Annotated in this window: 17 protein-coding genes and 2 tRNA genes; 5 read left to right on the top strand and 14 right to left on the bottom strand. The window is 64.6% G+C overall.

Features of this window, described 5'->3' with window-relative positions:
* Window positions 1-220: 220 nt before the first annotated feature.
* Both rlmB and rnr read right to left on the bottom strand, forming a co-directional pair.
* Entirely contained in the window at window positions 221-964 is a 744-nt protein-coding gene (gene rlmB / locus ACODS5_RS20825; protein ID WP_134690283.1) for a 23S rRNA (guanosine(2251)-2'-O)-methyltransferase RlmB, read from the bottom strand.
* Window positions 961-3,540, bottom strand: a complete 2,580-nt coding sequence (gene rnr, locus ACODS5_RS20820; RefSeq protein WP_489109566.1) for a ribonuclease R — start codon at window positions 3,538-3,540, stop codon at window positions 961-963. Before rnr ends, rlmB begins: the two co-directional genes overlap by 4 nt.
* Window positions 3,541-3,810: 270 nt before the next feature.
* Here rnr and ACODS5_RS20815 point away from each other — a divergent pair.
* The 4 genes from ACODS5_RS20815 to ACODS5_RS20800 all read left to right on the top strand — a co-directional run bounded on the left by ACODS5_RS20815 (window position 3,811) and on the right by ACODS5_RS20800 (window position 6,820).
* A tRNA-Leu gene (locus ACODS5_RS20815) sits at window positions 3,811-3,897 on the top strand.
* A gap of 88 nt (window positions 3,898-3,985) precedes the next feature.
* Window positions 3,986-4,072: transfer RNA gene (locus ACODS5_RS20810), tRNA-Leu, on the top strand.
* Window positions 4,073-4,241: 169 nt separating this feature from the next.
* Entirely contained in the window at window positions 4,242-5,255 is a 1,014-nt protein-coding gene (locus ACODS5_RS20805; RefSeq protein WP_489109565.1) for an extracellular solute-binding protein, read from the top strand.
* On the top strand, window positions 5,255-6,820 hold the full coding sequence (locus tag ACODS5_RS20800) for an ABC transporter permease (RefSeq protein WP_489109564.1): 1,566 nt from the start codon (window positions 5,255-5,257) through the stop codon (window positions 6,818-6,820). Before ACODS5_RS20805 ends, ACODS5_RS20800 begins: the two co-directional genes overlap by 1 nt.
* Window positions 6,821-6,884: 64 nt before the next feature.
* Here ACODS5_RS20800 and ACODS5_RS20795 read toward each other — a convergent pair whose 3' ends face one another.
* The 12 genes from ACODS5_RS20795 to ACODS5_RS20740 all read right to left on the bottom strand — a co-directional run bounded on the left by ACODS5_RS20795 (window position 6,885) and on the right by ACODS5_RS20740 (window position 21,302).
* The gene (locus ACODS5_RS20795) at window positions 6,885-8,819 is read right to left on the bottom strand and encodes a methyl-accepting chemotaxis protein (RefSeq protein ID WP_489109563.1); all 1,935 of its coding nucleotides are present in this window, start codon (window positions 8,817-8,819) and stop codon (window positions 6,885-6,887) included.
* A 205-nt stretch (window positions 8,820-9,024) separates the two neighbouring features.
* Window positions 9,025-10,317, bottom strand: a complete 1,293-nt coding sequence (locus ACODS5_RS20790; RefSeq protein ID WP_134690288.1) for an adenylosuccinate synthase — start codon at window positions 10,315-10,317, stop codon at window positions 9,025-9,027.
* Between the two features lie 56 nt (window positions 10,318-10,373).
* A complete protein-coding gene (locus ACODS5_RS20785; protein ID WP_134690289.1) occupies window positions 10,374-11,561 on the bottom strand; it encodes an ATP phosphoribosyltransferase regulatory subunit in 1,188 nt (395 codons plus the stop codon).
* A 292-nt stretch (window positions 11,562-11,853) separates the two neighbouring features.
* Window positions 11,854-12,723 carry a protease modulator HflC gene (gene hflC / locus ACODS5_RS20780; protein WP_134690290.1) on the bottom strand — a complete coding sequence of 290 codons (870 nt, stop codon included), beginning with the start codon at window positions 12,721-12,723 and terminating at the stop codon, window positions 11,854-11,856.
* Window positions 12,723-13,907, bottom strand: coding sequence for an FtsH protease activity modulator HflK (gene hflK, locus ACODS5_RS20775; protein WP_134690291.1), 1,185 nt, complete (start codon window positions 13,905-13,907; stop codon window positions 12,723-12,725). The genes hflC and hflK overlap by 1 nt, the downstream gene beginning before the upstream one ends.
* A 96-nt stretch (window positions 13,908-14,003) precedes the next feature.
* Window positions 14,004-15,305, bottom strand: coding sequence for a ribosome rescue GTPase HflX (gene hflX / locus ACODS5_RS20770; protein WP_134690292.1), 1,302 nt, complete (start codon window positions 15,303-15,305; stop codon window positions 14,004-14,006).
* A 15-nt stretch (window positions 15,306-15,320) separates the two neighbouring features.
* On the bottom strand, window positions 15,321-15,581 hold the full coding sequence (hfq, locus tag ACODS5_RS20765) for an RNA chaperone Hfq (protein ID WP_134690293.1): 261 nt from the start codon (window positions 15,579-15,581) through the stop codon (window positions 15,321-15,323).
* Between the two features lie 94 nt (window positions 15,582-15,675).
* Complete coding sequence (gene miaA, locus ACODS5_RS20760) at window positions 15,676-16,647, bottom strand: tRNA (adenosine(37)-N6)-dimethylallyltransferase MiaA (protein WP_134690294.1); 972 nt, start codon at window positions 16,645-16,647, stop codon at window positions 15,676-15,678.
* A 1-nt stretch (window position 16,648) separates the two neighbouring features.
* On the bottom strand, window positions 16,649-18,550 hold the full coding sequence (gene mutL, locus ACODS5_RS20755) for a DNA mismatch repair endonuclease MutL (protein WP_489109562.1): 1,902 nt from the start codon (window positions 18,548-18,550) through the stop codon (window positions 16,649-16,651).
* The gene (locus tag ACODS5_RS20750; RefSeq protein ID WP_489109561.1) at window positions 18,550-19,977 is read right to left on the bottom strand and encodes an N-acetylmuramoyl-L-alanine amidase; all 1,428 of its coding nucleotides are present in this window, start codon (window positions 19,975-19,977) and stop codon (window positions 18,550-18,552) included. Before ACODS5_RS20750 ends, mutL begins: the two co-directional genes overlap by 1 nt.
* Before the next feature lie 12 nt (window positions 19,978-19,989).
* A complete protein-coding gene (gene tsaE / locus ACODS5_RS20745) occupies window positions 19,990-20,463 on the bottom strand; it encodes a tRNA (adenosine(37)-N6)-threonylcarbamoyltransferase complex ATPase subunit type 1 TsaE (protein ID WP_134690297.1) in 474 nt (157 codons plus the stop codon).
* Window positions 20,451-21,302 carry an NAD(P)H-hydrate dehydratase gene (locus ACODS5_RS20740; RefSeq protein WP_134690298.1) on the bottom strand — a complete coding sequence of 284 codons (852 nt, stop codon included), beginning with the start codon at window positions 21,300-21,302 and terminating at the stop codon, window positions 20,451-20,453. The genes tsaE and ACODS5_RS20740 overlap by 13 nt, the downstream gene beginning before the upstream one ends.
* 64 nt (window positions 21,303-21,366) lie before the next feature.
* On the opposite strand from ACODS5_RS20740, the gene queG reads away from it, so the two are divergent.
* On the top strand, window positions 21,367-22,431 hold the full coding sequence (queG, locus tag ACODS5_RS20735; protein WP_134690299.1) for a tRNA epoxyqueuosine(34) reductase QueG: 1,065 nt from the start codon (window positions 21,367-21,369) through the stop codon (window positions 22,429-22,431).
* Window positions 22,432-22,527 lie beyond the last annotated feature (96 nt).

Raw genomic sequence — 22,527 nt, 5'->3', positions numbered from 1 at the left:
CCTGAGCGAAGGCGCATGCGCGCCTGCCAACTCGGCAAGGGGCGCAATTGTAGAGAAGGCCGCAGGGACAAGCAAGGTGATTGGCGATTATTTGAACAACCCGGCATCGATCGTTCTTGTAGGAGCCAGCCTTGCTGGCGAAACAGGCACCACAGTGCATGGCACCGGCTACGCCGGTGTTCGCCGGCAAGCCCGGCTCCTACAGAGATAACGCCAGCTTTCAGGTTTTCTGACGCTGACGCACGGCCTCGAACAGACACACCCCGGTGGCCACCGAGACGTTCAGGCTGCTGACACTGCCGCCCATCGGCAGCTTCACCAGGAAGTCGCAGTGCTCGCGGGTCAGGCGGCGCATGCCCTTGCCTTCGGCGCCCATGATCATCACCAGCGGGCCGGTCAAGTCCTGCTGGTAGATCTCCTGCTCGGCCTCACCGGCGGTGCCGACCACCCACAACCCGCGCTGCTGGAGTTTCTCCAGGGTACGGGCGAGGTTGGTCACGGCCACCAGCGGCATCACCTCGGCAGCGCCGCAAGCGACCTTGCGCACCACGCCGGTGAGCGTGGCCGACTTGTCCTTGGGAATCACCACCGCGGTGGCGCCGGCAGCATCGGCGGTGCGCAGGCAGGCGCCAAGGTTGTGCGGATCGGTGACACCATCGAGCACCAGGATCAGCGGCGGGGTTTCGCTGCGCTCGAGCAACTCGTCAAGCATCGCTTCGCCCCACACCTGGCTCGGGCTCACCTCGGCGACCACGCCCTGGTGCACACCCTCGACCCAGGCATCGAGCTCGCGGCGCTCGGCCTGGCCGACCTGCACGCGGTTCTGCGCGGCCAGCTCCAGCAACGCCTGGATACGCGGTTCGCTACGCCCCTCGGAGAGCCAGATCTGCTTGACCCGCTTGGGGTGGTGTTGCAGCAGCGCCTGGACGGCGTGCACGCCGTAGATCTTTTCCAGCTGACTCATGGCTTGCTCTTGCCCTTACGTGGCGCGCCGGATTTCGACGGCCCCTTGCGATGCTTGGTCTTGCCCGACGCCTTGGCGCCCTTCTCCGGCTTGCTGCCGGCATGGCGCGCTTCGCCCATCAGGGCCTTTTTCATTTCGCGGCTCTTGCGCACTTCGGCGTTGCGCTGCACGGCGTCTTTCGGGAAGTACGCCTCGGCGGCCTCGCTCTTGCGGCTGCGCGGCTTGGGCGAAATCTTCGCCTCGGACGCTGGGGCAGGCTCGGACACAGCCTTGCCGGCTGCAGCAGCCTTGCCTGCGGCGGCGGGCTTGCGGCCGACCGGCGCGTTGACCGTGGCTTCGGACATTTCGAAGTCGATCTTGCGCTGCTCGAGGTCGACGCGCATGACCTTGACTTCCACGGTGTCGCCCAGGCGGAAGCTGCGGCCACTGCGCTCACCCGACAGGCGGTGGTGCACCGGGTCGAAGTGGTAGTAGTCGCCCGGCAAGGCGCTGACGTGGACCAGGCCCTCGACATAGATATCGGTCAGCTCGATGAACAGGCCAAAACCGGTCACCGCGGTGATCACCCCGGGGAAGGTCTCGCCCACGCGGTCGCGCATGTATTCGCACTTGAGCCAGTTGACCACGTCGCGGGTGGCCTCGTCGGCGCGACGCTCGGTCATCGAGCACTGCTCGCCCATCTGCTCCAGGCTGTTCTCGTCGTACGGGTAGATACGCGCCTTGGGGATGCTCATGGCGCCGGCACGCTTGACGTGCGGGGTGTCGACCTTGGAGCGGATCACGCTGCGAATGGCACGGTGCACCAACAGGTCCGGGTAGCGGCGGATCGGCGAGGTGAAGTGGGTGTAGGCCTCGTAGTTCAGGCCGAAGTGGCCGTTGTTCTCGACGCTGTACACCGCCTGGCTCAGCGAGCGCAGCATGACGGTCTGGATCAGGTGGAAGTCCGGGCGTCCGGCGATGCTCGCCAGCAGGGCCTGGTAATCCTTGGGCGACGGGTCCTTGCCCTTGTGCAGGGTCAGGCCCAGCTCGCCGAGGAAGGCGCGCAGTTTTTCCAGGCGCTCCGGCGGCGGGCCGTCGTGCACGCGGTACAGCGCTGGCACATTGTGCTTTTGCAGGAACTCGGCGGTGGCGACGTTGGCCGCCAGCATGCACTCCTCGATCAGCTTGTGGGCGTCGTTGCGCACGGTCGGACGAATTTCGTCGATCTTGCGGTCATCGCCGAAGATGATCCGGGTTTCCTGGGTTTCGAAATCGATCGCACCGCGGGTATGGCGGGCATCGACCAACACCTTGTAGAGGTTGTACAGGTTCTTCAGGTCCGGCAGGACCTCCTTGTACTCCTCGCGCAGCGCCTTGCCCTCACGGGTACGAGCATGCTCGAGCATGCTGCTGACCTTGTTGTAGGTCAGGCGCGCATGGGAGTGGATGACGCCTTCGTAGAACTGGTAGTCGACCATCTGACCGGCCTTGTTCATGGTCATTTCGCAAACCATGGCCAGACGATCGACGTGCGGGTTCAGCGAGCACAGGCCGTTGGACAGTTCCTCGGGCAACATCGGGATCACCCGCTCGGGGAAGTACACCGAGTTGCCGCGCTGCTGGGCCTCGACGTCCAGGGCCGAACCCAGGCGCACGTAGCTGGACACGTCGGCGATCGCCACGTACAGGCGCCAGCCACCGGAGAACAGGCGCAGCTTGCCCAGGGGTTCGCAGTAGACGGCGTCGTCGAAGTCGCGGGCGTCCTCGCCATCGATGGTGACGAACGGCAGGTGGCGCAGGTCGACGCGCCTCTCCTTGTCCTTCTCCTCGACCTCGGAGCGGAACTTGCGCGCTTCCTTGATCACGTCCTTGGGCCAGACATGCGGGATGTCGTAGCTGCGCAGGGCGATGTCGATCTCCATGCCCGGGGCCATGTAGTTGCCGATCACCTCGACCACGTCACCCTGCGGCTGGAAACGCGGGGTTGGCCAGTGGGTGATCTTGATCGAAACGAACTGACCGATCTTCGCCCCACCGTTGCGCCCGGCGGTGACCAGCACTTCCTGCTGGATCTTCGGGTTGTCCGGGGTCACGTAGCCGATACCGCCTTCTTCGAAGTAGCGGCCGACCACGCTTTCGTGGGCACGGGAGATGACTTCGACCAGCACGCCTTCGCGCCGGCCACGACGGTCGACGCCAGAGACGCGGGCCAGGCCACGGTCGCCGTCGAACACCAGGCGCATTTGCGCCGGGCTGAGGAACAGGTCCTCGCTGCCGTCGTCGGGGATCAGGAAGCCAAAGCCATCGCGGTGGCCGGAGACACGGCCGCAGATCAGGTCGAGCTTGTCCACCGGGGCATAGGTGCCGCGCCGGGTATAGATGAGCTGACCGTCACGCTCCATCGCGCGCAGGCGGCGACGCAGGGCTTCAATTTGGTCTTCTTCATAAAGACCGAATTCTTCGGCCAGCTGTTCGCGGGCTGCCGGTTCGCCGCGGTCGGCGAGGCGCTGCAGGATCAGCTCACGGCTAGGAATAGGATTGTCGTATTTTTCCGCTTCGCGAGCGGCCTCGGGATCGAGGGATTGCCAATCGGCCATCAGAAGGGGTTCACCTTGGGGTATATAGATAGGAATTCTGGCATAGGCGTATTGAAACCGGAAATCTCAGCCTTGGACAGCCCCGACACGGTGCTTGGCGAGCGACAATAGGCCTGCGGAATCAACAAGTTGAATTTTTTGAGATTTTTTTTGATCGGGGGCTTTACAGGCATCAGGAGCGTCCGTATAGTGCGCACCACAACGACGGACAACCCCGAAGTTGTAGTAGAGATCAACGACGCTGTAAAGCTTCTTTAATCTCGAATGTGTGCCCAGGTGGCGGAATTGGTAGACGCGCTGGTTTCAGGTATCAGTGGCTTAACGGCCGTGGAAGTTCGAGTCTTCTCCTGGGCACCAAAATTTTTCAAGTAACAGATGACCAAGGATCTGTTACTACTGTGTGAAAGCGTACGATAGTCGCCTTCGACAGATGATGCAAAGCTTTGCCCAGGTGGCGGAATTGGTAGACGCGCTGGTTTCAGGTATCAGTGACTTAACGGTCGTGGAAGTTCGAGTCTTCTCCTGGGCACCATACAAAAACCCACTAGCTTGCTAGTGGGTTTTTTCTTGCCTGCGTTTTTTTGCAGGCAACCAAAGCCCTCTCCTACAAACTCATGAATTTCCCGTCATGCGCCCATTTGAGAAACGATTTCGTTTACCATTGTTTCCAAATATGTAGCCGTAAGCGAGGAAGTACCCGCATGACGATCCGCCCGCAACCGCTGATGCGCACCCTGGCCGCTGCAGTTCTGAGCCTGGTGATCGGCACTCCGGCCGCCCTGGCAGACGACCCCGTCACGTTGACGATGTACAACGGCCAGCACAAGGAAATCGGCGAAGCCATCGCCAAGGCCTACGAGGCCAAGACCGGCATCCACATCAATATCCGCAAGGGCAGCAGCAACCAGCTGGCCAGCCAGATCATCGAGGAAGGCGCGCGCTCGCCGGCCGACATCATCTACACCGAGGAATCCCCGCCCCTGAACAACCTGGGCGAGCTGGGCCTGCTGGCGAAGATCGATGACGCCACCGCGAACATGATGCCCAAGGAATATGTAGGCGCCAACGGCACCTGGATGGGCATCACCGCCCGCACCCGCATCGTGGTGTTCAACCCGAAGAAGATCGACGAGAAAGACCTGCCGACGACGGTGATGGACTTCGCCGGCCCTGAATGGGACGGACGCGTCGGCTATGTCCCCACCAGCGGCGCCTTCCAGGAACAGGCCGTGGCCATCCTGAAGATGCACGGGCGCGAAGCCACCGAGGAATGGCTGACCGGCCTGAAAGCCTTCGGCAAGACCTACACCAACAATATGGTTGCCCTCAAGGCCGTGGAAAAAGGCGAAGTGGCCGCGGTACTGGTGAACAACTACTACTGGTATGCCCTTGAGCGCGAGCGCGGCAAGCTGGACTCCAAGCTTTACTACTTGGCCGATGGCGATGCCGGCAACCTGGTCACCGTTTCCGGCGCCGCGGTGGTCAAGGCCAGCAAACACCCCAAGCAAGCCCAGGCCCTGCTCAACTGGATGGCCAGTGAAGAAGGCCAGCGCGTGATCACCCAGACCACCGCCGAGTATCCACTGCACAAGGGCATGGTCTCCGATCGTGGCCTGAAGCCATTCGACGAACTGCGCCCACCGCAGATCTCGCCAGCCGACCTGGGCAACGCCGAGGAGGCCATCGAGCTCGAACGTGAGGTTGGCCTGCTCTGATGACCGCCGCCCTGCCCTCGCCCGCCCTGGCCCGCTTCGTTCCACGGCGCAAGCGCCCATCCGTCTGGGTGGTACTGCCCGTGCTGTTCCTGGTGGCCATGAGCGTGCTGCCCTTGCTGTACGTCGGGCTCAAGGCCTGGGATGCCGGCTGGCACGAGGCGCTGCGCCTACTGTGGCGCCCGTTCGTCTGGGGCCTGCTGCGCAATACCCTGCTGCTGATGGTCGGCGTCACCGCGCTGTGCCTGGTGGTCGGCGTGGCCCTGGCCTGGCTGCTGGAGCGCAGCGACCTGCCGGGCCGTCGCCTGTGGGGCGTGGTGCTGTGCCTGCCGTTCGCCGTGCCGTCGTTCGTCAGCAGCTTCACCTGGGTGTCGCTGAGCTCGGACTTCGAAGGCCTCGGCGGGGCGATCCTGGTGATGGCGCTGTCCAAGTACCCGCTGGTGTTCCTGCCGGTGGCCGCCACCCTGCGCAACCTCGACACCGCGCTGGAAGAGTCTGCGCGCACCCTGGGCTGCAGCCGCTGGGGCGTATTCCACAAGATCACCCTGCCGCTGCTGTGGCCATCGATGCTCGGCGGCGCGCTGCTGATCGCCCTGCACATGCTGGTGGAGTTCGGCGCGCTGTCGATCCTCGGCTTGCAGACCTTCACCACGGCGATCTACCAGCAGTTCGAGCTGGAGTTCAGCAACGCCAATGCCGCGATGCTTTCGGCCGTGCTGCTGGCGCTGTGCCTGGCGATGCTGTGGCTGGAGCTGCGGGTGCGCGGCAAGGCCCGCCACGTGCGCATCGGCCAGGGCGTGGCGCGCCGCGCCCAGCCGCTGCGCCTGCGTGGCTGGATGCCCCTGGGGCAGCTGTTCTGCCTGGCGCTGGCGGTACTGGGCAGCGGCATTCCGCTGGCGATGCTCGGCTACTGGCTGAGCGTCGGCTCGTCGGCGGCGTTCCCGATTGCGGCCATCAGCAAAGCCCTGGTCACTTCGTTGTCGGTGTCGCTGGGTGGCGCCGGCTTCTGCGTGCTGCTGGCATTGCCGATCAGCTTCCTGGTGGTGCGCTACAAGGGGCGCCTGGCGATCTGGGCCGAACGCCTGCCATACCTGTTGCACGCCCTGCCCGGGCTGGTGATCGCGCTAACCCTGGTGTTCTTCGCCTTGCACTATGTACCGGCGCTGTACCAGACCACCGCCTTGCTGATCCTGGCCTACGCGCTGCTATTCCTGCCGCTGGCCCAGTCGCCGGTGCGCACGGCGCTGAACAAGGCCTCGCCGACCCTGGAAGAGGCGGCGCGAACCCTGGGCGCGAGCAGCTTCGCGGCGTTCTGTCGGGTCACCCTGCCGATCATCTTCCCGGCGATGGCGGCGGCGTTCGCCTTGGTGTTCCTGGATGCGATGAAGGAACTGACCGCGACCTTGCTGCTCAGCCCCACCGGCATGACCACCTTGGCCACCGAGGTATGGGCGCATACCGCCAACGTCGAGTTCGCGGCGGCGGCGCCTTATGCGGCGTTGCTGATCGTGGTGTCGGGGCTGCCGGTGTACCTGCTGACTACGCGGATGTATCTGAACAAGGCGTGAGCCCCTGTTCGCCGGCAAGCCGGCTCCTACGGGTTTCGTGTAGGAGCCGGCTTGCCGGCGAACCTCAGGCCCTGAACTGCCCCAGGCTGGCGCGCAACTGCGCGGCCAGGTCATCCAGCACCTTGCTGCTGGCGGTGGTCTGCATCACCACCTCGGCCGAACGCTCGGCCTGAGCGTGGATGGTTTCCACTCGCCCGCGCACCGCCTGCGCGCCATTGGCCTGCTGCTCCGCCGCGCGGGTGGCCAGGCCGATCGCCGCATGCACCTGCTCCACCGCAGCCTGCACCGATTGCTGACGCCGCTCGTTGTCGCGCAGCACCAGCAAGCCTTCGCTGGCCTGGCGCCCTGCCTGGCTGATGGTCGCCACCGCCTCCTTGGCGCCCTGCTGCAGGGCAGCGATGTGCGACTGGATGTCCCCGGTCGAACTCTGCGTCTTGCTCGCCAAGGCACGTACCTCATCGGCCACCACGGCGAAGCCACGCCCGGTCTCCCCCGCCCGCGCCGCCTCGATGGCCGCATTGAGCGCCAGCAAGTTGGTCTGCTCGGCGATGCCGTGGATCACCGTCAGCACCACCTCGATCTGCTCGCTCTGCTGGGCCAGCCGCTCGATCACCTGGGAACCGGTCTGCACCTCGCCGGCCAGGTTCTCGATCAGCCGCGCCAGCTGCGTGGTCGCCTGGCTGTTCTCATCGGTGGCCTGGCGAATGTCCACCACCTGCTGCAATGCCGCCTGCATGGCATGGCTCTCGGCCTGGGCCTCGTCAGCCATGCTCGACAGGTCGCGCAGGCTGGCAGCCACTTCGTCGCGCTGCAACGCGGCGGCGGCATCGGCCCCGGCGTTGCGCTGGGCCATGCTGTCGATCTCCACGCCAGTACGCTGGGCCACCTCGCCAGCTTCGCGGACGATGGGCTGCAGCTTGTCGACGAAGCGGTTGACCGCCGAGGCCATGTCGCCGATCTCGTCGCGGCTGTCGAGCTTGACGCGCTTGGTCAGGTCGCCCTCGCCGGCGGCCAGGTCGTTCAACGCGGCGATCAGCAGGCCAAGCTTGCTGAGTACACGGCGCCCGAGCACCACGGCCACCACCAGCAACACACCCAACCCTACCAGCACCAGGCCCAGGCCGATGCGCCAGCGTAGCTCGGCGGCGGCATCACGCACGGTCTGCGCGGTATTGGCCTGCATCGCCGTGGCGCTGTGCTGTGCTGTCTCCAGGCGCGCACGCAAGGCCTTGCCGCTGTCGGCGGCGGCGGCCACCAGGCTGTCCCCGACCAGTTGCTCGCCACTGGCGATCAAGGCCGCGAAGCGCTGATCGAGGGCCTTCAGTTCCTGGTCGATGCCCGCAGTGGACACGCCCATCAGCACCTTGCCGATCTCTGCGCCGTTGGGGTTGATCGACGCTTCGACGAAGTACACCGACGGATCCTTGCGCGCGGCATCCAGCACCTTGTCCAACGCGCGCTCACCCTGGCCCTTTTCCATCAATGCCTGGTTGATCGGGTTCTGCCGGTTGAGGTAGCGGGTCAGGTGCTGGCCCTGGACATCGTCGTAGATCACGAACAGCACATTGGGATTGCGCTGGGCACGGCGAGCGAAGTCCGAGAGCATCGGCACGTCGTTGTCCCAGATCGCCCGTGGCGCGACCGAGGCCAACAGATCGGCCATTTCATGGGCCGAGTCCCTGAGATTTTCCTCCAGCGTTGCGCGCAGCTGCTGCTGCTCATCCTGCAGACGGCTGGACAGGCCCGCACTCAAACGCTGGCGCGTACTGACCGAAAGGCTGTCGAGCCCAGCCCGGACATCCTCCCCGGCCTGTTCCAGTTCGCCAGCCAGTTTCTGGCTGTCATTGCCCAGGCGCGCCCCCAAATCGGCCTCCAAGGCGGTGACCGTGCTCCGCGTCAGTGCGACGGCAACCAGCACCTGCACCAGAAGAGCGATACCAAGCGCAACAAACACAGGCCGCAACAGGCGGCTTCGTAACAGTGAAAGGATGGCGGACACGTTGTAACCCTCGTGTTTCTGGGGCCATTACTTTGATGGCATTTACAGAAACTTCTTACAGCAAGGGTTGTGCCGGAGGCAGCAGGCATAAACGCCAAAGGGAAGCGCGAGGCAAGGCATTTGTGCGCGCACGCGGGCTGCCCACATGAAAACGCCGCGCCTCCTTGCGGGGGCGCGGCGTTCAGTCGGCTAGCGGGGTAGCTGATCAGGCGAACGGATGACGCAGCACGATGGTCTCGTTGCGATCCGGGCCGGTCGAGATGATATCGATCGGCGCACCCACCAGTTCCTCGATGCGCTTGATGTAAGCGCGCGCGGCGGCTGGCAGTTGCTCCAGGGTTTTCACGCCCAGGGTCGACTCGCTCCAGCCTGGCATCTCTTCGTACACCGGCTCCAGGCCGATGTAGCTGTCGGCGTCGGAAGGCGCGTCGATGACGGTACCGTTCTCGTTCTTGTAGCCCACGCAGATGTTGATGGTCTCCAGGCCGTCCAGCACGTCCAGCTTGGTCAGGCAGATGCCCGAGATGCTGTTGACGTCGATGGCGCGACGCAGGATCACGGCATCGAACCAGCCGCAGCGACGGGCACGGCCGGTGGTCGAACCGAACTCGTGGCCACGCTTGGCCAGGGTGGCGCCGGTCTCGTCGAACAGTTCGGTCGGGAACGGGCCGGAACCGACGCGGGTGGTGTAGGCCTTGGTGATGCCGAGGATGTAGTCCAGGTACATCGGGCCAACGCCGGAACCGGTGGAGATGCCGCCGGCGGTGGTGTTGGAGCTGGTGACGTACGGGTAGGTGCCGTGGTCGATGTCCAGCAGCGAGCCCTGGGCGCCTTCGAACATGATGTCCTTGCCGGCGCGGCGCAGGTTGTGCAGCTCGGCGGTGACGTCGAGCATCATCGGCTTGAGCTGCTCGGCGTAGGCCATGCACTCGTCCAGGGTCTGCTGGAAGTCGATGGCCGGCTCTTTGTAATAATTGACCAGCTGGAAGTTGTGGTAGTCCAGCAGCTCACCGAGCTTGGCGGCGAAACGTTCGCGGTGGAACAGATCGCCGACGCGCAGGCCACGGCGAGCGACCTTGTCTTCGTAGGCTGGGCCGATGCCACGGCCGGTGGTGCCGATCTTGGCTTCGCCACGGGCCTTCTCACGGGCCTGGTCCAGCGCCACGTGGTAGGACAGGATCAGCGGCGCGGCCGGGCTGATGCGCAGGCGCTCACGCACCGGTACGCCCTTCTCTTCGAGCTTGGTGATTTCACGCATCAGGGCGTCCGGTGCAACGACCACGCCGTTGCCGATCAGGCACTGTACGCCTTCACGCAAGATGCCCGAAGGAATCAGGTGCAGAACGGTCTTCTCACCGTTGATCACCAGGGTGTGACCCGCGTTGTGGCCACCTTGGTAGCGCACTACGGCGGCAGCATGTTCGGTCAGCAGATCGACGATCTTGCCTTTGCCCTCATCACCCCACTGGGTGCCCAGGACGACGACATTCTTACCCATAACACTTGTCCTCATTCACGCAAACTTGGTTGCCGGCCCATTGCCGGCGCAGAATCTCAATGGGTCAGCGGCAGAACCTGCCAGCGCCCGTCTTGCTGAATCAATTGCCGATCACAATCCGCCTCGAGAGCAGCACTCAGCGGCTGGCCAGGCAGAGCCTGGACCACACGCTGGCCCTCGTTGCGCAACTGGCAGACCATCTGCCAGAGGGCCGCATCGCTGCTGTCGGGCATCCAGATGCCGCCAGTTGGCAATACGACCTCCGCTCGCCCCAGTGTGACCAGGGTCTTCAAATCCGTGGAGAAACCGGTGGCCGGGCGGGCCCGGCCGAAATCGGCGCCGATGTCGTCGTAGCGCCCGCCCTGGGCGATCGATTGACCCTCGCCCGGGACGAACACGGCGAACACCACGCCGGTGTGGTAGTGGTAACCGCGCAACTCGCCGAGGTCAAAGTACAGCGGCAACTGCGGGTAGCGCGCGGCCAGGCGGTCGGCGATCGCCAACAGGTCGTCCAGCGCCGCCAGCACGCTGGCTGGGGCGCGGCCCAGACGCACGCGGGCCTCGGCCAGCACTTCACGGCCACCACACAGCTCGCACAGGGCGCGCAGCATGTTGCCCAGGTCCTTGGGCAGGTCGGCGGTCAGCGCCTGCACTTCATCGACGGCCTTGCGCTGCAAGGCGTCGAACAGCTGCTGCTCGACCGCGCCGGACAGGTTGGCGGCACGGGCCAGGCCACGGTAGATACCGACGTGGCCGAGGTCCATGTGCACATCCGCCACGTCGGTCAGCTGCAGCGTGGCGAGCATCAGGCTGATGATCTCGACATCGCTGGTCGGGCTGGCGTCGCCGTACAGCTCGGCGCCCAGCTGGATCGGGCTGCGCGAGGTGGACAAAGCACGTGGCTGGGCGTGCAGCACGCTGCCGGCGTAGCACAGGCGGCTCGGGCCTTCACGGCGCAGGGTGTGGGCGTCGATGCGCGCCACCTGCGGGGTGAAGTCGGCGCGGAAGCCCATCAGGCGGCCCGATTGCGGGTCGACCACCTTGAAGGTGCGCTGGTCCAGGTCCTGGCCGGCGCCGGTAAGCAGCGACTCCAGGTACTCGATATGCGGCGTGACGACCAGTTCGTAACCCCAACTCTGGAACAGGTCCAACACCTGGCGACGCGCGATTTCGATGCGCGCGGCTTCAGGTGGCAGTACTTCCTCGATGCCATCTGGCAGCAGCCAGCGGTCTACCGTTGCCATTACGCCATTTCCCCTCTGGTCCGGGCGGCCTGCCAGCTGGCGAGCCGTGAGTAAAGCAGGCATTGGCGCACAATAGCGGGCAGCACCGATCCCAGCGCAACCACCGTAGCCAATACCCTCGAATTGCCTTGCGTCCTGACCAAACCGTCAACAGGCCAGCGGCCAATCAACCTTGCAGACGCAAAAAAGCCGGGAATTTCCCGGCTGCCGCATCATACACCCCTTTTCATTCAGGATGCACCCCGCCTGGCATTTTAGCTGCCAGACGGGGCGTTCCCTCATGCGGGCGCCATCAGGGCTTGCTCTTGTCCAGGTAGCGGAAGAACTCGTTCTTCGCGTCCAGGACCAGCACGTCGCTCTTGCTGGAGAAGCTTTCGCGATAGGCCTTGAGGCTACGGTAGAACGCGTAGAAATCGGCGTCCTGGGTGTAGGCCTTGGCATAGATGGCCGCCGCCTGGGCGTCGCCATCACCGCGGGTCTCTTCCGCTTCACGGTACGCTTCGGCCAGCAGCACGCGGCGCTGACGGTCGGCGTCGGCACGAATACCTTCGGCCAGTTCGTTACCCTTGGCGCGGTGCTCGCGGGCCTCACGCTCACGCTCGGTGCTCATGCGGTCGAACACGCTGCGGTTGACTTCCTTCGGCAAGTCGATGGCCTTGACGCGCACGTCGACCACCTCGATGCCCAGCTCCTTGCTGGCCATGCGGTTCAGCGAAGCGGTGATGTCGGCCATCAGCGCGTCACGTTCACCGGAAACCACCTCGTGCAGGGTACGTTTACCGAACTGGTCACGCAGGCCGCTTTCCAGACGACGCGACAAGCGTTCGTCGGCGATCTGCTTCATGCCCGAGGTCGCGGTGTAGAAACGCTCGGCGTCCTTCACCCGCCACTTGGCATAGGCATCGACCATCACCGCTTTCTTCTCCAGCGTCAGGAAACGCTGGGTCGGGGCGTCGAGGGTCATCAGGCGGGCGTCGAACTTGCGCACCTGGTTCACGTAAGGAACCTTCACATGCAGGCCAGGCTGGACATCGGCCTTGACCACGCGACCGAACTGCAGCAGTACCGCGCGTTCAGTTTGCGAGACGATGTAGAAGCAGTTCCAGGCGACGATCGCCAGCACCACGGCGCCGATCAGGGCGAACAGCGATTTATTGCTCATCAGCGGCTCTCCCTGGAACGCAGCGGCGGTTGTGGTTGCAGGTCCTGGGCGGCGCGCGCGGCGGCGTCATTGACCGACGGCGAAACGCTGCTGACCGGCGCTGCAGGGTTGCTGCGGCTGCCTTCGACCATCTTGTCCAACGGCAGGTAGAGCAGGTTGTTCTGCCCGTCCTTGGCCGTGACCAGGACCTTGCTGGAGTTGCTGTAGACCTCCTGCATGGTGTCCAGGTACAGGCGCTGACGCGTGACTTCCGGCGCCTTGCGGTACTCGGTGACCAGCTTGCTGAAGCGATCGGCCTCACCCTTGGCGCGGGCGATGACTTCGTCGCGGTAGCCGTTGGCGTCCTCAATGATGCGCTGCGCCTGGCCACGGGCCTCCGGCACCACGCCATTGGCGTAGGACTCGGCCTGGTTGCGCGCACGCTGCTCGTCCTCACGGGCACGGATCACGTCGTCGAAGGCTTCCTGCACTTCACGCGGGGCTGCCGCGCTCTGTACGTTGACCTGGGTGACGGTGATACCGGTACGGTAGGTGTCGAGGAAACGCTGCAGACGCTCGCGGATGTCCACGGCCATCTGCTCGCGGCCTTCGGTCAGCACCTGGTCCATCGAGGTGGAACCCACCACGTGGCGCAGGGCGCTGTCGGTCGCATGCTGCAGGCTGACTTCCGGCTGGTCGACGTTGAGCACGAAGTCCTGCAGGTTGCTGATGCGGTACTGCACGGTCAGCGGCACTTCGACGATGTTCTCGTCTTCCGTGAGCATCTGCCCCTGCTTGGTGTAGGCCCGCTCGCGGGTCACGTTTTCCATGTACTTGCGGTCGATCGGCGGGAAATAGATATTCAGGCCGGGACCGACGGTCTCGTAGTACTTGCCGAAGCGCAGCACCACGGCCTGCTCCTGCTCGTCCACCACGTACACGGCGTTGTACAGCCAGATTGCCGCCAGAGCCGCCAGGCCGATGCCCAGCAGGCCGTAGCCGCCACCCTTGCCGATATTGCGGTCACCGCCGCCGCCACGTTTCTTGCCACTGCCGAACATGCCGTTCAGGCTGTCCTGCAGCTTGCGGAAGGCCTCGTCCAGATCCGGTGGACCTTTCTTGTCGCCACCACCGCCGCCGCCATTACGGCGACCGCCCCAGGGATCCTGATTGTTCGAGTTGCCACCCGGCTCGTTCCAAGCCATAGCGCTCTCCATCTGATAAAGCAAAGACGCGCCCACGGCGCGCCGTCCAATGCTACAGAATGCCTGTCACCGCTGCCCGCCGACCTCGACGGGCATTTATTGCAAAGTGTGTTGCTCGACAAACACTTGCGGCTCCATGCCTTCGCGGCTGACCAGGCGATTCAGCTCGACCCTGGGCAGTCGCACGCTCAGCAGGCTGCGCCCTTCTTCATCATGCTCTTCACTCTGCACGGCACCCAGGGCAAAGAATTGCGCGCGCAAGCGGGCAAATCGCTGCTCCAGGCACAGGGTGCCGACATACAAGTCGTCCCCCAGCAACTCGGCCACCGCCTGGCCAACCAGCTCCAGGCCACGTCCATCGCGTGCCGATACCCAGACCCGTTGCGGCTTGCCATCGGCATCGCGCTGAATCTGCGGCTCGACATCTTCGAGCAGGTCGAGTTTGTTATACACCTCGAGGATCGGCAAGCTCTCGGCGCCGATCTCGCCCAGCACCGCCAGCACCTGCTCGATCTGTTCCATGCGCTCGGGCTCATGGGCGTCGATCACGTGCAACAGCAGGTCGGAGTTGCTCGACTCTTCGAGCGTAGCCCGAAATGCCTCGACCAGCTTGTGCGGCAGGTGGCGAATGAAGCCCACGGTGTCGGCCAGCACGATCGGCCCCAGGTCGGCCAGCTCGAGCCGGCGCAAGGTCGGGTCGAGGGTGGCGAACAGCTGGTCCGCGGCATACACCTCGGATTGGGTGAGGGCGTTGAACAGGGTCGACTTGCCGGCGTTGGTGTAGCCCACCAGCGACACCGATGGAATGTCCGCGCGCTTGCGCCCGCGACGGGCCTGTTCGCGCTGGCTGCGCACTTTTTCAAGGCGTGCCTTGATCTGGCGCAGGCGCACCCGCAGCAGACGGCGGTCGGTTTCCAGCTGGGTCTCACCCGGGCCGCGCAGGCCGATACCACCTTTCTGTCGCTCAAGGTGGGTCCAGCCGCGCACCAGCCGCGTGCTCATGTGCTCGAGCTGGGCCAGTTCGACCTGCAGCTTGCCTTCGTGAGTACGCGCCCGTTGGGCGAAGATATCGAGAATCAGCCCGGTACGGTCCAGCACGCGACACTCGAAGACACGTTCGAGGTTGCGTTCCTGGCTGGGCGTGAGGGTGTGATTGAAAATCACCAGGTCGGCTTCGGCTGAATGGACCAGGTCGCGTAGCTCCTCGACCTTGCCGCTGCCGATCAGAAACTTGGCGGTGGGCTGATGCCGCGCCACTGTTACCAGCGAGACGATATCGGCTCCGGCCGACAGCGCCAGCTCCTGAAACTCCTGCGGGTCTTCGCGCGCCTCAGGGTTCTGACCTTCCAAGTGAACGAGCAGCGCTCGCTCACCACCACCGTGGCGCTCAAAGAACAATGCAGGCTCCTACTTTCAAGCGTTGCCTGGCTCGCTATCGCCGTGATCGGCATCAGTCGGGCTTGGCAGGCGAACCGGACGGGCAGGGACGACAGTCGAAATGGCGTGCTTGTAAACCATCTGGCTGACGGTGTTCTTCAGCAGCACAACGAACTGGTCGAAGGATTCGATCTGGCCCTGCAGCTTGATCCCGTTGACCAGATAGATCGAAACCGGGACTTTTTCTTTTCTCAAGGTGTTCAAGTAAGGGTCTTGTAGCGAATGCCCTTTTGACATATGCCGCACTCCTGTAAGGATCAATAGTAGAAAATCAAGAAAATCGATAAATTATGCCGCCCCTTCGCAAGAATAGACGGCATTTGGCAGGGACTCAGCTCAATATGGAGACGGTCCCCAGGTATTTCAAGGTGCGGGACAGATTGTCGCAGGCCAGGCTATCCAGCCAGTGCACGCCTTCCCAGCCGCGCAACCAGGTGAATTGGCGCTTGGCCAGCTGGCGCGTGGCAATGATACCGCGTTCACGCATCTCATTCTCAGACAGCTTGCCGTCGAGATAGTCCCAGACCTGTCGATATCCCACTGCCCGTATAGACGGCAGTTCCGCGTGCAAGTCACTTCTGGCCCGCAGCGTTCGGACCTCGTCGACGAAGCCCTGTTCCAGCATCTGCGAAAATCGTAACGCAATTCGCTCATGCAAAATGTGACGATCTGTAGGCGCTATCGCCAGGCTGGCGACAGTATAGGGCAAATGCTCGCCCGCGCTTGCGTCTGCGCCGCGACTTTCCGCGAATTGACGCTGGCGGTGGGCGGTCATTGTCTGGCCGCTCACACGGTACACTTCAAGCGCGCGAACCAGCCGTTGCGGGTCATTCGGATGGATACGCGCGGCCGATTCCGGGTCGACCTCGGCCAGTTGCCGATGCAATTCGGCCAGGCCCAACGTGCCGGCCTGGGCCTCGAGCTCGGCGCGCACTGACGGATCGGCGGCCGGCATGTCGGCCAGGCCCTCTACCAGCGCCTTGTAATAAAGCATGGTGCCGCCGACCAGCAACGGGATCTTGCCGCGCGCGGTGATCTCGGCCATGGCCTCGTGGGCATCAGTGCAGAAGCGCTTGGCCGAATAGCTTTCGGCAGGGTCGATGATGTCGATCAGCCGATGCGGGTGGGCGGCCAGCACTGCTTTGGAGGGCTTCGCGGTGCCGATGTCCATGCCGCGATAGACCAGGGCCGAGTCGACGCTGATCAGCTCACAGGGCAGCACCTTGGTCAGCTCGATGGCGAGGTCGGTCTTGCCGGCCGCGGTCGGGCCCATCAGGAATATCGCCGGGGGTTTCGCGCTCATCTCATCGACCCCGCAGGAACAGCTTGTCCAGGTCGTCCAGGCCCATCTGGGTCCAGGTCGGCCGGCCGTGGTTGCACTGGCCGCTGCGCTCGGTGTTTTCCATGTCGCGCAGCAAGGCGTTCATTTCCGGGATGGCCAGGCGCCGGTTGGCGCGCACCGCGCCATGGCAGGCCATGGTCCCCAACAGCTCGTTGAGGTGCGCCTGGATACGGTCGCTGGTGCCGTACTCCATGAGGTCGGCGAGCACATCCTGCACCAGGCGGTTGGCCTCGGCCTGCTTGAGTAACGCCGGAATCTGCCGGATCGCCAGGGTCTCGGGGCCCAGGCGCTGCAGTTCGAAGCCCAGCCGCTGGAACCACTGGGCATGCTCCTCGGCGCAGTCGGCTTCGCGCTGGCTCATTGCCAGCGACTCCGGCACCAGCAGCGGTTGGCCGCTCAGGCCTTCACTGGCCATGGCCACCTTGAGGCGCTCGTACATGATGCGTTCATGGGCCGCGTGCATGTCCACCAGCACCAGGCCGACGGCGTTTTCAGCCAGGATGTAGATACCCTTGAGCTGAGCCAGGGCGTAGCCCAGCGGCGGAATGTCGCCCTGGCTATCCGGCAGGCTGCTGGGCGCGGCGCTGGCGGTATCCAGCGGCGCGTAGAATTCGCGATAGGCCGCCTGGGCCTCGCCGACATGCAAAGGCTGCGAAGGTCGCGGCGTGTACTGGTACTGATAGCCCGCACCCGAGCCACCGCCGGAGAACGTCGGGCGTTGCTCGGCCTGGGGCTGCTCGAGCACCGGCGAAGCCAGGCGCATCTCGCCCTGGGGGCCGAACTCGCCAGCTTGCTGGCCGCTGGGACGGACCATTTCGCTCGCCGCCGCCGGGGCCGCGAGCTGGTCTTCCGGGCGCACATCGGCCAGGGCCCGGTGCAAGGTGCCATAGAGGAAGTCGTGGACCATGCGCCCTTCACGAAAGCGCACTTCGTGCTTGGTGGGGTGGACGTTGACGTCCACCCCGGTCGGGTCGCACTCGAGGAACAGCACGAAGGTCGGGTGCCGGCCATTGAACAGCACGTCGCGATAGGCCTGGCGCACCGCGTGGGCGACCAGCTTGTCGCGCACAGCGCGGCCATTTACGAAGAAGTACTGCAAGTCGGCCTGGCTGCGCGAGAAGGTCGGCAAGCCCACCCACCCCCAAAGGCGCAGGCCGTTGCGCTCGACATCGATCGGCAGCGCCTGTTCGAGGAAGCCCGGACCGCAGATGGTGCCGACCCGCCGAGCCCGGGCCATCTCATCGCCAGCCTCATGCAGGCTGAAGATGGTCTTGCCGTTGTGGCGCAGGTGGAAGCCTACGTCGAAACGCGCCAGCGCCAGGCGTCGAATCACTTCTTGCAGGTGATCGAATTCGGTCTTCTCAGCCTTGAGGAACTTGCGCCGGGCCGGGGTATTGAAGAACAGGTCGCGGACCTCGACCGAGGTGCCGACCGGGTGCGCCGCGGGCTGCACCCGTGGGAGCATGTCACGGCCTTCGGTCTCCACCTGCCAGGCCTCGCTGGCCTCGGCGGTGCGCGAGGTCAGGGTCAGCCGGGCGACCGAACTGATCGATGCCAGGGCCTCGCCGCGAAACCCAAGGCTAAGTACGCCTTCGAGATCTTCCAGTTCGCGGATCTTGCTGGTGGCGTGACGCGCCAGGGCCAGCGGCAGGTCATCGGGGGCGATGCCACTGCCATTGTCACGCACCCGCAGCAGCTTCACGCCGCCCTGTTCTACCTCGACTTCGATGCGCCGGGCCCCGGAGTCCAGGCTGTTCTCCAACAACTCCTTGGCCACCGAGGCGGGGCGCTCGACCACCTCGCCGGCGGCGATCTGGTTGGCCAGCCGTGGGCTGAGCAGCTGGATACGCGAACCACCACTCATTATTGCGACGCCAAGGCAGTGGTGGGGATATCCAGGTGCTGGCCGACTTTCAGCTCGTCGCTCTTGAGGCTGTTGCTGCTGCGCAGGGCAGCAACGCTCACCTGGTAGCGCACGGCGATCATCGCCAGGGTCTCGCCGGGACGCACGGTGTGCTCGCGCGGGCCCTGGGCGATCTTGCCGCTGTCACGCAGCCAGGCGATGTAGGTGCCTGGCGGCGGGTTCTGCTGGAAGAACTGCCGAACCCCGGTGTGGATCGAGCGAGCCAGGGCCTGCTGGTGGCCACGGGTGGCCAGCTTGGCGGCCTCGTTGGCGTTAGAGATGAACCCGGTTTCGACCAGGATCGACGGGATATCCGGCGACTTCAGCACCATGAATCCGGCTTGTTCCACGCGCTGTTTGTGCAACGGCGTGACCCGGCCCATGTTGCCCAGCACCTTCTGCCCGACATTGAGGCTGGAGCTCAAGGTGGCGGTCATCGACAGGTCGAGCAGCACGCCTGCAAGCATGCGGTCCTTGTCGTCGAGGCTGACGTTGCCGGCACCGCCGATCAGGTCGGAACGGTTTTCCGTGTCGGCCAGCCAGCGCGCGGTCTCGGAGGTGGCACCACGGTCGGACAGGGCAAATACCGAGGCACCGAAGGCGGCCTTGGACGGCGCGGCGTCGGCGTGGATCGAGACGAACAGGTCGGCACCTTTCTTGCGAGCGATCTCGGTGCGTTTGCGCAGCGGGATGAAGTAGTCGCCGGTACGGGTCAGTTCGGCGCGGTAGCCCTTCTCGGTGTTGATCTGGCGCTGCAGCTCCTTGGCGATCTGCAGCACGATGTCTTTCTCGTGCTGGCCACGCGAGCCGGACGCGCCTGGGTCTTCACCGCCGTGACCTGCATCGATGGCGACGACGATGTCACGCTTGCCACTCGGTGGCGGTGGCAACTTGATCGCCGGCTGCGCCGGAGTGACGGGCACCGCCGGCGTGGTGGCCGGTGGCTGCGGTGTCGGCGGCGGCGTCGGGTTGCTGGCGGCGATGGCGTCGGCCTCCAGGTCGTACAGATCGACCACCAGGCGATTGCCGTACTGGGCATTCGGCGCCAGGGTGAAGCTCTTCGGCGACACGGCCTTTTTCAGGTCGACCACCACCCGCAGGTCGGTAGGCGTGCGCTGCGCCGAACGCACGCTGGTGATCGGCGTGTTCGAGGTGGAGACGTTCAGCGGCGCGCCCAGGGTGGCGCCGTTGATGTCGATCACCAGGCGATCGGGAGCGGTCAGGGTGAAGACGCTGTGCTGCACAGGCCCGGACAGGTCGAAGACCAGCCGCGTGTTGTCCGGAGCGCGCCACAGGCGCATGCTCTTGACTTGAGTGACGGCCAGAGCGTCAACGGTCACCGCGGTCAGCAGCAGCCCAACGACAGCGACCAGTGCGCGTATGCGCATACCTTTCCCCACTTACTGTATGAATTCTTTGGCCAGAACGGCACACCAGGCTTCGCCGCGAGCCCCCTGCGGCGACAGGTTCAGCGAACGTCCGCCCGCTTGCGGGCTTATGGTAATGGTCAGGTCAGGCTTTGGCAAAACGCCCGCGCCTTTATCGGGCCATTCGAACAGGCACAATGCATCGCCCTCGAAATAATCGCGAATGCCCATGAACTCGAGCTCTTCCGGGTCGACCAAACGATAGAGGTCGAAATGGAAGGCGCGAACCTCGCCAATCTCGTAGGGTTCAACCACGGTAAATGTCGGACTTTTTACCGGCCCGATATGGCCCAGGCCACGAATCAGCCCTCGGGACAGGGTAGTTTTGCCGGCCCCCAGGTCGCCCTCGAGAAAAATCACACCATGACCTTTGGTCACTTCGGCCAGTTTCGCGCCAAAGGCGACGGTGGCGTCCTCGTCGCCCAGAAACAGGGTTATGCCTGACACGCTGAATGCTCCTCCAATAACGCTCTTATGACCGGCACCAGATCACTGGCCGCCAGCCCTCTACCTTTGACACCCAACCGCTCGCCGGCACACGCATGCAGCCACACCCCCAGGCACGCGGCCTGCCAGGCATCCAGCCCCTGGGCCAGCAAGGCTGCCAGCACGCCGGTCAACACATCGCCCAATCCGGCACCGGCCATGGCTGGGTGCCCACGGCCGCAAAACGCCAACTGCCCGCCAGGGTCGGCCACCAACGTGCCGGCGCCCTTGAGCACGCAGACGCTGGCGTAGCGACGCGCCAGCTTGCGTGCCGCACCCGGCCGGTCGGCCTGCACCGCCTCGGTGGAAATCCCCAGCAGGCGCGCGGCCTCGCCGGGGTGCGGGGTGAGGATGCTGCCGCTGGGCAGTGCCAGTGGCGTGCGTGCCAGCAAGTTGAGCGCATCGGCGTCCCACACCTGTGGCCGGTGGGCATTGGCCACCGCCGACAACAGGCTGCGCCCCCACCCGGCCTGGCCGAGACCAGGGCCGACCACCAGCACCGTGGCACGCTCGAGCAACGCCATCAGCTGGTTGGCCGAGCTCACGCCCAACCACATGGTCTCGGGCAGGCGTGTCAGCCCCGCAGCTACGTGCTCGGGGCGGGTAGCCACGCTGACCAGGCCGGCGCCGCAACGCAACGCCGCCTCGCCACTGAGCATGACCGCGCCGCCTGTGCCGAGGTCGCCACCGACCACCAGCACATGGCCGAAATCGCCCTTGTGGGCATCAGCGGCACGTGGCGGCAACCTGGCCAAGGTCAGGCTGCTGAGCGGTAATGGGGGGTGTTTGGTCTGAGGCATGGGGTCAAAGGCTCCGATGTCTGGCAGAATTATACGCACCTCCGCTTGTAATGCTTGTTCATCCATGTCCGCCGACCTTCCAGACATCGCCACACTGGCCCAATCGATCAAGGATTGGGGCCGCGAACTCGGTTTTGCCCATGTCGGCATCGCCGGTGTCGACCTTGGCGAGCACGAACAGCACCTGCAGCGTTGGCTGGCCGCCGGCCACAACGGTGAGATGGAGTACATGGGCGAGCATGGCAGCAAGCGCTCGCGCCCGGCCGAGCTTATCCCCGGTACGTTGCGGGTGATCTCGCTGCGCATGGACTACCTGCCCGGCGACACGCAGATGGCCAAGCGCCTGGCGGACCCTGAAAAAGCCTACATCTCGCGTTACGCTCTGGGCCGCGACTACCACAAGCTGGTGCGCAAGCGCGTGCAGCACTTCGCCGACCGCATCCAGGAGGCCATCGGCCCGTTCGGCTACCGCGCCTTCGTCGACAGCGCCCCGGTACTGGAGAAGGCCCTGGCCCAAGAGGCTGGCCTTGGCTGGATCGGCAAGAACACCCTGCTGCTCAACCGCAAGGCGGGCAGCTATTTCTTCCTCGCCGAACTGTTCGTCGACTTGCCGCTGCCGATCGACGGTGTGCAGGGCAGCGATCATTGCGGGCGTTGCCAGGCCTGCCTGGACATCTGTCCGACCCAGGCGTTCGTCGGGCCCTATCAGCTCGATGCCCGACGCTGCATCTCGTACCTGACCATCGAGTTGCGCGGGGCCATTCCACTGGAACTGCGCTCATTGATCGGTAACCGGGTGTTCGGTTGCGACGACTGCCAGATCGTCTGCCCGTGGAACCGTTTCGCCAAGACCACTACAGAAGACGACTTCATGCCGCGCCGGGGGCTGGACAATATCGAGCTGGCCGAGCTGTTCCTGTGGGATGAAAAGCGCTTTCTCGGCTGCACCGAAGGCTCGCCATTGCGCCGGGCGGGGTATGAACGATTCCTGCGTAACCTTGCGGTGGGGCTTGGTAATGCGCCCTCGACCATCCCGGTACTGGAGGCGCTCAATGCCCGACGGGATGATCCTTCGGAGCTGGTACGCGAGCATGTGGAATGGGCGCTGGCCCGCCACAACGCCCTTTAACGTAGCCCGCAGCCTACTACCCACTCACCCCTCTCGCTTTGGCTTTGGCTTTGGCTTTGGCTTTGGCTTTGGCTTTGGCTTTGGCTTTGGCTTTGG

It is taken from the genome of Pseudomonas sp. FG47, assembly GCF_057809115.1.
This window is presented reverse-complemented; position numbering and strand designations above follow the sequence as displayed.